Origin of the sequence: Devosia sp. (genome assembly GCF_028290645.1) — a bacterium.
Classification (GTDB): Bacteria; Pseudomonadota; Alphaproteobacteria; order Rhizobiales; family Devosiaceae; genus Devosia_A.
Genome location: NZ_JAQGJL010000348.1, coordinates 1 through 8,848, shown reverse-complemented (window position 1 = coordinate 8,848; position 8,848 = coordinate 1). Strand labels below are relative to the sequence as shown.

Sequence of the window (8,848 nt, the reverse complement as noted above, 5' to 3'; positions counted from 1 at the left end):
GGCGAGTGCGGCGATCGCCGCGATGGTTTCGCGGCTGTAGACCGCACCGGTCGGATTGTTCGGGTGCGAAAACAGCAGGACCTTGGTGCCGCGGTCGCGGAACTCTGCCTCCAGCTGTCCGAGATCGAGCGAGGGCGACGCGTTGCCGAAGGTCTCGAGCGCGATCGGCGCGATCTGCGCTCCGAGGAAGCGCAGAATGCGTTCGGAGAACAGGTATTCCGGGCAACCCAGCGCCACCCGATCGCCCTCAGAGACGAGCGCCGAGAGGGCGCCGAAGAGCCCGGCCTGCGTGCCGGGAGTAAGAACGATCTCGCTGTCCTTCACATGCGTTCCGAGGAACGCCGTGATATTGTCGGCGACGGCGGCGAGAACGTGCGGGTGCCCGCGGTAGCCGCTATAGGCCATCTCGCCATCGGCCGCCGATCGGGCGAACGCTTCGAGCGCCCAGTCGGGTGGCGGAAAGCGCACCGTGTCGAAATGGGTCGTATCGAGATAGCCCTTCGGAGCCTCGGCAATCAGCCGCAGGTCGGCGGCGCGTGCACTGAGGCCGCCCCGCGCGCGGCCCGGTAGTTGCAGCTCTTCGAGCCTCTGTGGCGCTTTGCCTACGCTGCTGGTGCTGGTGCTGGTGCTCATGGAGGATGATCCGTCGGTTGGTGTAGGGCGGTGCATCGCCGAGGCGTGCCGAGGCGACGCCTGGCGCGGCGTGGTGTGCGGTTCCAGAAAGGGTGCGTCGGCTATTTCGGCGTGAGGCGCAGGCCCGGTTCATGTCAGAAGATCCCGGCTTGGAGGTGGTGAGTGGACGTAGCGGAGATGCTCGAGCGCAACACGGTCGATGGTCCGCGCCTCGAGATCGACACGCTCCTCGAGGTTCTCGTTGCCGGTGAAGGCGTCGATCGCGGCGGACATCGCGGGGCTCCAGCCGGAGGTCTCCGGAGCAGGCCAGCCGGACTTCCGCATGATGGTCGTGAATTCGGCGAGCACCGCCCCTTCGAGCCTGAGGCGCTCCTGGATGCCGGTGGGGAAATAGAGGTCGTGCAGCGCGAACAGGCGGACCATTTCGACGAGGGGAGCGGGATGATCGTCGACCCTCAGGTCGAGCGCCGTGTCACCGAGGCCCTGGTAGCCGGCACCCTTGCGCTTGACCTTGATCGCGGCGGACGGGCGTCCTCTCCGGTCTCCGCCGGATTGGTCGCCGGCGCTCAGCGCCGCCAGCAGCCGGGCGTGCAAAGGTCCGGTCGACGCCTCGTAGGCCGCCGCCATCGCCTCGATCACCTGGGGTCCGGCGAGGCAGTTGCCCTGGCACGCATAGCCCGGCCCGCTGCGGTGGCCGGCCCAAGGCTGGCAGCCGCTGCCGGTGTGGCTGGCGGCGCCGCCGCGTGCATCCACCATGCCGATCTGACGCCGGTCGGGACGGGCATCCCGTCCGAGAAGGGTAGCAAGCACCTCCTCAGCCGGCGTGCCGCCGAGCAGTGCCAGTCCCTCGGGTCCGAAACTGGCGTTGCACAGCGCCTGGGTCGCCACGGCGCCGCGGCCGGCTTCGACCCAGGGCACGATGTTGCCGACAGCGAGGAACTTGGAGGCCACGGCCGCGCCGACTTCGCCGGTTGCGATATCGATGGCGACGATCGAGAAGGTCATTCCGGCGCCCCCGTTTCCGTGGCCCAGGCCACCAGTTGCGGCCCGAGCCCGCCATCGCCGATGACGGGCTGCAGGCGGGATGCCGGTCCGGTGGCAAGGATGGTGACGCCGATGCCGTGGCCGGACGCGTGGCCCGGACCGTGGCTGACGATGCCGATCGAGACGGTGCCAGGCGCATAGTAGCGCGTCACGGTGCTGTCGATGTTCTCGAAGGCGACGAGGTCGCCGAAGCGGAGCCCCGGAACTGCCGCGGTGTCCGTGATCTCTAGGTCGCCGATCCAGCTGTCCTGCCCAAGCCCGGCGCCGGCCAGCTCGGCCGGCACCGTGTGGCAGACGACGCATTGGAGGCCTGTGGCGGTCTCCACCAGAGGCAGCGCATCGAGCAGGCGCGGCGAGACGTTGCTTAGGGCGATTTCGTAATAGTCGAGAAGCCGCAGGCCGCGTCCGACCGTTTCGACGACGACCCGGTCCTCGGGCATCAGCCTCCCGGCGACAGCATCGCTAATCTCCACGCCGACCAGTTGTGGCGCCCAGAAGCCGGGGGCGAGGCCGCCGCGCTTGCCGGCCACCACGCCGATGGTATGGCCCATGCCGTCACGGACGCGATTGCCGATCGCGCTCAACAGGTGCAACGGACCGGCGACCGCCGGCGTGCCTGCCGTATCCTCGATGCTGGCGCCCGCCATGAGGTGATCGGCCACCCAGCGGTCGGCCGGGTCGCCGGCGTGGACGCCCAGGGCGATGCCGCCCGTGCCCGGCAGCAGGCGCTGGCGGCCGTCGTTGTCGACGGCCATGGCCTCGGCGTGTATACGGGCCGGCGCGACGCGGCCGGCGATATTGGCCATGACGAGATCGGCCGCATTGGTGCGCAGGCGCGTCATGCCGCGGCCCCCCACGGCAGTTGCAGTAGCCGATCCAGCCGGGCACCGTCGGTGACGGTGAACTCGAAGCGCGAGGCCGGCGCAGTCATGAGGGTCATGAGGCCCAGGCCATGTCCGCCGCCGATCGCCGTTCCGTGCGAAACGATTCCCACCATCGCCCAGCCCGGCCGGTGCTGGCGGCCATAGCGATGGTCCTGGTCGAGAACCGCAACGATATCGCCGAAGCGCAGCGGTGCGGCGGCCTGGGCCACCGGCGCGCTCCAGCTGTGAAGGTCCATGTTGAACATAGCAGCCGGCATGCCGATGCCCGCCGCTGCTGCAATCGAGGGCAGGATTGCCGCCACGCCGACCCGCAGCCGGCCCTGATCCAGCCGGACCATGGCATCGAACAGGGCCGGGCTGCAGGAATGGATGACGAGTTCGGGCACCTCCTCGAGCGCAAGTCCGACGCCTTGTGCATCGATTGCGACGGACTCGCCAGGCGCCAGCCGCGCCACCGTATTCGGCGCAAACATCGCGAGAACCGCGCCGTGCTTGCCGAACACCGTGCCGCGCGCCCCCGTCGTGGGGCCATCGAGGACCGTGACCACATTCCCTACGCAGCTGAGCAGCCGGATCGCATGGTTGGCGGCGGGATCGGCATGGCCGAGCGAGACGCCCGGCTCGACATGATCGCCTGTCCAGCGGGACGCGACATCACCGAGTCCGATGCCGGTCACCACCCCGCCTTGGCCAGGAAGCGTCTGGGATATCCCGTCCGGACGCACCACCACGTTGGCCGATCCGGGCTGGATCTGGGCTTTGATGCGTGTCGTGATCAGTCGGTGCGCGTTAGTAGCCACGATCCCGCTCGTAGAGGTTGTGGAGTGGACGTCCGGCAAGGAAGCGCTCGAGATTGTCGAGGAAAATATCGACGATGCGACGGTTCTCGGCACCGACCGTGCTCGCCGAGTGCGGGGAGATGATCACGTTGGGCAGATCCCACATCGGGCTCTCCTTGGGCAGGGGCTCGACTTCGAACACATCCAGCGCGGCGCCGCGGACCTGCCCGCTCTTCAGCGCGTCAATGAGGCTGGTCTCGTTAATCACCTGCCCGCGCGAAATGTTGACGATCACGATGCCCGGCTTCATCGCCGCGATCTCCGGCAGGTCGATGAGCAGTCGCGTGTCCTCGGTCAGCGGGCAGGCGAGGACCAGCGCATCGACTTCGGCCAGCGCCTCGCGGATCTGGCCCTGTTCGATGACGCGGGCAACACCCGGTGGCGTCTCGCCGCCCATTGTCCGCCGCGTTCCCCACACCTCCATGCCGAAATGGGCGGCGTCACGCGCCACGGCACTGCCCAGCGCGCCGAGGCCGACGACGAGCACCCGCGCGCCATCGAGCCCTCGCACGGTGTAACGCTCCCAGTGTTTGGCCGCCTTCATGCGGTCGAGGCCGGGAATGTCGCGGAAGAAGTGCAGCAGCCCAAGCATGGCGAACTCCGCCAACGGCCGCCCGTGGACCCCGGACGCCGTGGTGAAGGCGATGTCCGACTTGTCGAGGCCGGTTCGGCGGAGGAGTTCGCCGATGCCGGAGCTGGTCGCCTGCACCCATTTGAGCTTGGGCGCATTGCGCGGAAGGTTGGCGGCATCGACGAGGTCGAAATCGAACAGGATGTCGGCTTCGGCCAGCAGCGCCGACCAGCGCGCCAGCTCCTCGGCGCTCATGGTCCGCTTGGGGCCGGTGTGGTCGGCAACATAGCGCGGCTTGGGCAACAGGTCCTGCTCGTGCCGCACCTCGACACGATCGCCGCCGACGGCCCGGAGGCGGGCGACGTGCTCCTCTTCCAGTGGGGAAGCGATGACGATGACTGGCTTGGGCGACGGAGAACTCATCTGCTCGGTGACTCGGGGGTTGAGCTCTGGCGCGCCGCGACCTTTTCGAGGCTCGGCACGGCGTCCATGAGGGCACGGGTATAGGGATGGCGGGCGTCGGTAATCGGCACGTCCCCGCCGACGGTTTCCACGATTTCGCCGGCCAGCATGACGATGACACGTGGGGCCAGGAAATCGATGAGGTGCAGGTCGTGGCCGATGAAGATGACGGAGAGCTGCAGCCGGTCGCGGAGGTCGAGCAGCAGGTTGACTACCTGCGCCTGCACGGAGACGTCGAGCGAGCTCACCGGTTCGTCGGCGATGAGGATATCGGGTTGCGCGGCAAGCGCGCGCGCAATGCAGATGCGCTGCCGTTGGCCGCCCGAGAAAGCGGCCGGGTAGTCATGGGCGGCGCGGGAGGGCAGCCCGACCTGGTCGAGCAGCTCGGCGACGCGGCCGCGGACGTGACGCCGTTCGGCGAGGCGATGCACCAACATCACCTCGGCAAGCGCATCGCCGACCTTGAGGCGCGGGTTGAGCGAGGCGTAGGGGTCCTGGAACACCGTCTGGATGGCACGCCGCCGCTTGCGGAGTTCGCGCTCGTTCAGCGCCACGAGATCCTCGCCCCGGAACATCACCCGGCCGGTATCCGGCCGTTCGAGCAAGGCAATGCAGCGCGCCAGCGTCGTCTTGCCCGAGCCGCTTTCGCCAACGATGCCGAGGATTTCGCCGGGCATGAGCTCGAAGCTTGCTGGCGACAGTGCCGGCCGTGCCGTCGTTGCGTCGCGTGCCAGCAAGCCGCGCCGCGCGTAGCTCTTGGACACGCCCTCGACGCGCAGGATCGGTTCAACCATTATGGGCCGCCTCCCGCTCGCGGACGGTGAACGTAGCCCGATCGAGATTGGCAACCTCGGCGGTACGGACGCAGCGCGCCATGTGGTCGCTGCCGACCGAGACGAGCGGCACCGGGCCGGCGAGGCATTGCGGCGCGACCAGCGGGCAGCGCGCGGCGAACCGACAGGAGGCCGGCCGCTCGCCCAGCGGCGGCGGCGCACCCGGAATGGAGGGCAGCCGCTTCAACGTCTTCGAGCGCTGCGTGCTCGCATGGAGACCGACGGTGTAGGGCATGCGGGAGCGCATGAGGACGTCCATCGCCGGACCTTCCTCGACGATCTGGCCGGCATACATGACGGCGATGCGGTCGCAGACCGAGCCGACCACCGCGAGATCGTGCGACACCAGCAGCAGGCCCATGCCCTCGTCCCGGCGCAACTGATCGAGCAGCTTGAGGATGCCGTCCTGCACGATCACGTCGAGCGCCGTGGTCGGCTCGTCGGCGAGCAGCATGCGCGGCCGCGCCGCGAGCGCCATGGCGATCATGATGCGCTGGCGCATTCCGCCCGAGAACTCGTGCGGGAAGCTCCTCATCCGGGTCTCGGGGTCGCGGATGCCGACCCGGGCCATCAGCGCTACGGCGCGCTCCAGCGCCACGCCCTGCGCCACGCTTTCGTGCGAGCGGATGACCTGCGCTATCGCCTCGCCCACCCGCACGACCGGATTGAGCGAGGACATCGGATCCTGGAAGATCATGGCGATGCCCGAGCCGCGAATGCGCCGCAGCTGTGCCGGGCTGAGCTCGAGCACCGACTGGCCGTCGAGCGTGATCCGGCCGGTGACGCGGGCTTTGCGCGGCAGGAGGCCGAGCGCGGCGCGCGACGCAAGGCTCTTGCCCGAGCCGCTTTCGCCCACCAGCCCGAGCGCCTGGCTCGGCAGGACCTTGAGGTCGAGGCCGCTGATGGCCTCCTTGCGCCCGCGGTCGAAAGCGATGCTGAGATTCTCGATGTTGAGGCCCAACTCAGTCATCGATGCCTCGCACGAGGTCGGCGAGGCCATCGCCGATGAGGCTCACGACGAGACTGACGACGACGATGGCAAGGCCCGGCCCGACCACGACCCACGGCGCGGTCAGCATCATCGAGCGCGTCTCGGCAATCATCAGGCCCCATTCGGGCGTCGGCGGCTGCGCCCCGAGGCCGAAGAAACTGAGCGTCGCGCCCACCTGCACGTCGAGCGCGAAGTCGCTCATGGCGAACACGAACGCCGGTGCGATGGCATTGGGCAGGATGTGCCGGAACATGATCCGCAGGTGCCCAAAGCCCAGGTTACGGGCGGCGAGCACGTATTCGCGCTTCTTCAGCGCCAGCGCCTCGGCACGCACGATGCGGGTATAGAGCACCCAGCTGATGGCGGTCAGCGCGATATAGAGGTTGATGAGCCCCGGCCCCAGCATCGCGACGATGGCAATGACGAGGACGAGGAACGGAAAGGCGATGATGATGTCGACGATCCGGCCGACCACCGCATCGACCCAGCCGCCCAGATAGCCGGCGGCGAGGCCGATGACGCTACCGAGGATCAGCGGCAGCGCCACGCCGATGGCACCGATCTGCAGGTCGACGCGAGCGCCATAGATCACCCGCGAGAAGACATCGCGGCCCAGATGGTCGGTCCCCATCGGGTGCACCAGCGAGGGGGCCTTCAACGCATTGCGCAGGTCGAGCGCCACCGGATCGAAGCTGCTGACCAGCGGCGCGAAAATGGCGGCGAGGACGATGAGGGCGAAGCCGACGACGCCGAGACGGAGCGACCAGTTGCCGGCGAGGAGCCAGCGGGGGAGCGTACGGCGGGGCGAGGCCTCTGCGGGGACAATGCTCATTTGTGCAGCGCCACCCGGGGATCGAGCACCACGTAGAGCAGGTCGCCGATCAGGTTGGCGGTGACAACGAGCAGCGCAAATATCAGCGTCGCCAGCTGGATGACAGCGTAGTCGCGCGTCGAGATCGAGCCGATCAGCAGCGAGCCGACGCCGGCGAGCGAGAATATCTGCTCGGCGATGACGGTACCGCCGATGAGGTAGCCGAAATTGATGGTGACCACAGTGATCACGGGCCGCAGGCTGTTGCGCAGGATGTAGCCGAGCGACAGGTATTGCGGGCTCAGCCCCATGGCGCGCCCGGTGGTCACGTAATCGGAGGCGAGGACCTCCGCGATGCTGGAACGCATGGTCCGCACCAGTATCGGCGAAATCGAAATCGCGAGGACAAGCGAGGGCAGCGTCAGGTGGACGAGCGTGTCGAGCCCGCCATCGCCCGGTCCGGCGATCGGCAGCAGCTTCCAGTGCACGCCGAACAGGTAGGCGAGGATGATCCCCGACCAGAACACCGGCATGCCAAGGCCGATGGTGAAGAGGAGGCGGATGGCGTGATCGGTCAGCCGGCCACGGCGGGCGGCCGCGAGGAAGGCGAAAGGCACCGCGATCACTGCCGCGAGCACGATCGTGTAGCCCATCAGCAGCAGCGTGATCGGCAGGCGCGCGATGGTCACCGTCCACACGTCCTGCTGATAGAAGAACGAGATGCCGAAATTTCCGCGAAGGGCATTGCCCAGAAAGGCGAGGTATTGCTGCCACAGCGGCAGGTCGAGCCCGAGCTGGTCGCGCACGCGGGCCACAAGTTGCGGCGTCGCGCGGCTTCCCAAGGTCGCGACGGCCGGGTCGCCCGGAATGAGGCGAACGAGGAAAAACACCACGATGCTGATGCCGAGCAGCACCGGCAGCGTCTGCAGGATGCGCATGGCGACATAGCGAATCATGCCGCGCCGACCCCTCCATCGATGGTGAGCGCGCTGCCGGTCACGAACCGGGCCTCATCCGATGCGAGATAGGCGATGGCGGCGCCGACGTCCTCCGGGTTGCCGATATAGTGTACCGGCGGCCGCCGTGATGTCGTCCGATACGCTTCGGCGCGGTCCGGCTGCATGGCGAAGCGGCGCTCGAGCATGGGCGTATGGATGATGCCGGGGCAAACGCAGTTCACCCGCAGGTTCCGGGTCGCATAGTCGAGGGCCATGCTGCGCGTCAGCGACACCAGCCCGGCCTTCGAGGCGCAATAGGCCGCAAGGCCGGGGCTCGAGACGAGGCCCATCAGCGATGCATTGTGGACGATCGCGGCGCCGCCTTTGGCGTCGGCCCGGGCCAATAGCTGCGGCAGAAAGGTGCGGGAGGTCAGATACGGGCCGCGCAGGTTCACCGCCATGATCTCGTCCCAGACATCCGGCGCCATCTCGTCGATGGTGCCGAGGATCTCGATGCCGGCATTGTTGACCAGCACGTCGACACCTTGGAAGGCGCTTGCGACGAGCGCCGCCGCCGTCTTGACGCTGGCCTCGCTACGCACGTCCAGCTCGGCGGCCAGCCCATCGGAGCCGGACATGGCGAGGGTTTCACGCGCGGCATCGGCGTTGAGGTCGAGCACGGCGATGCGCCCGCCCTCGGCGGCGATGCGCAGCGCGGCGGCGCGGCCGATCCCGGAACCGCCGCCGGTGATCACGCAGTCCTTGCCCGTAAAGCGCCGGGCGGTCGGGTTGCCGGAGCCGATAGCGGGCATCGTTGCAGGAATAGCGATGGTCATTTCAGC

Annotated in this window: 10 protein-coding genes; all 10 read right to left on the bottom strand. The window is 68.3% G+C overall.

Annotated features, from left to right (window positions below; translation table 11 throughout):
• Positions 1-633, bottom strand: a 633-nt coding sequence (locus JWQ89_RS18485; RefSeq protein ID WP_299643377.1) for an aminotransferase class I/II-fold pyridoxal phosphate-dependent enzyme, incomplete at its 3' end; no start/stop codon positions are given.
• Positions 634-762: 129 nt separating this feature from the next.
• Positions 763-1,638, bottom strand: a complete 876-nt coding sequence (locus JWQ89_RS18480) for a DUF1028 domain-containing protein (RefSeq protein ID WP_299643374.1) — start codon at positions 1,636-1,638, stop codon at positions 763-765.
• Positions 1,635-2,519, bottom strand: coding sequence for a DUF4438 domain-containing protein (locus JWQ89_RS18475; RefSeq protein WP_299643373.1), 885 nt, complete (start codon positions 2,517-2,519; stop codon positions 1,635-1,637). Before JWQ89_RS18475 ends, JWQ89_RS18480 begins: the two co-directional genes overlap by 4 nt.
• The gene (locus tag JWQ89_RS18470) at positions 2,516-3,361 is read right to left on the bottom strand and encodes a DUF4438 domain-containing protein (RefSeq protein WP_299643370.1); all 846 of its coding nucleotides are present in this window, start codon (positions 3,359-3,361) and stop codon (positions 2,516-2,518) included. The genes JWQ89_RS18475 and JWQ89_RS18470 overlap by 4 nt, the downstream gene beginning before the upstream one ends.
• Positions 3,351-4,394, bottom strand: a complete 1,044-nt coding sequence (locus JWQ89_RS18465; RefSeq protein ID WP_299643368.1) for a D-2-hydroxyacid dehydrogenase — start codon at positions 4,392-4,394, stop codon at positions 3,351-3,353. Before JWQ89_RS18465 ends, JWQ89_RS18470 begins: the two co-directional genes overlap by 11 nt.
• The gene (locus tag JWQ89_RS18460) at positions 4,391-5,227 is read right to left on the bottom strand and encodes an ABC transporter ATP-binding protein (RefSeq protein ID WP_299643365.1); all 837 of its coding nucleotides are present in this window, start codon (positions 5,225-5,227) and stop codon (positions 4,391-4,393) included. The genes JWQ89_RS18465 and JWQ89_RS18460 overlap by 4 nt, the downstream gene beginning before the upstream one ends.
• Complete coding sequence (locus tag JWQ89_RS18455) at positions 5,220-6,236, bottom strand: ABC transporter ATP-binding protein (RefSeq protein WP_299643362.1); 1,017 nt, start codon at positions 6,234-6,236, stop codon at positions 5,220-5,222. The genes JWQ89_RS18460 and JWQ89_RS18455 overlap by 8 nt, the downstream gene beginning before the upstream one ends.
• Entirely contained in the window at positions 6,229-7,089 is an 861-nt protein-coding gene (locus JWQ89_RS18450; RefSeq protein WP_299643360.1) for an ABC transporter permease, read from the bottom strand. Before JWQ89_RS18450 ends, JWQ89_RS18455 begins: the two co-directional genes overlap by 8 nt.
• Positions 7,086-8,024 (bottom strand): ABC transporter permease, encoded by a 939-nt coding sequence (locus JWQ89_RS18445; RefSeq protein WP_299643357.1) that lies wholly within the window; start codon positions 8,022-8,024, stop codon positions 7,086-7,088. The genes JWQ89_RS18450 and JWQ89_RS18445 overlap by 4 nt, the downstream gene beginning before the upstream one ends.
• A partial coding sequence (locus JWQ89_RS18440) for an SDR family oxidoreductase (protein ID WP_299643355.1) occupies positions 8,021-8,848 on the bottom strand: 828 nt, incomplete at its 5' end. The genes JWQ89_RS18445 and JWQ89_RS18440, both read right to left, overlap by 4 nt.

Excerpts from the sequence above, each read along its gene's own strand:
- JWQ89_RS18480 (WP_299643374.1), bottom strand. The coding sequence starts at position 1,638 with ATGACCTTCTCGATCGTCGCCATCGATATCGCAACCGGCGAAGTCGGC.
- JWQ89_RS18475 (WP_299643373.1), bottom strand. The coding sequence starts at position 2,519 with ATGACGCGCCTGCGCACCAATGCGGCCGATCTCGTCATGGCCAATATC.
- JWQ89_RS18465 (WP_299643368.1), bottom strand. The coding sequence starts at position 4,394 with ATGAGTTCTCCGTCGCCCAAGCCAGTCATCGTCATCGCTTCCCCACTG.
- JWQ89_RS18460 (WP_299643365.1), bottom strand. The coding sequence starts at position 5,227 with ATGGTTGAACCGATCCTGCGCGTCGAGGGCGTGTCCAAGAGCTACGCG.
- JWQ89_RS18455 (WP_299643362.1), bottom strand. The coding sequence starts at position 6,236 with ATGACTGAGTTGGGCCTCAACATCGAGAATCTCAGCATCGCTTTCGAC.
- JWQ89_RS18450 (WP_299643360.1), bottom strand. The coding sequence starts at position 7,089 with ATGAGCATTGTCCCCGCAGAGGCCTCGCCCCGCCGTACGCTCCCCCGC.
- JWQ89_RS18445 (WP_299643357.1), bottom strand. The coding sequence starts at position 8,024 with ATGATTCGCTATGTCGCCATGCGCATCCTGCAGACGCTGCCGGTGCTG.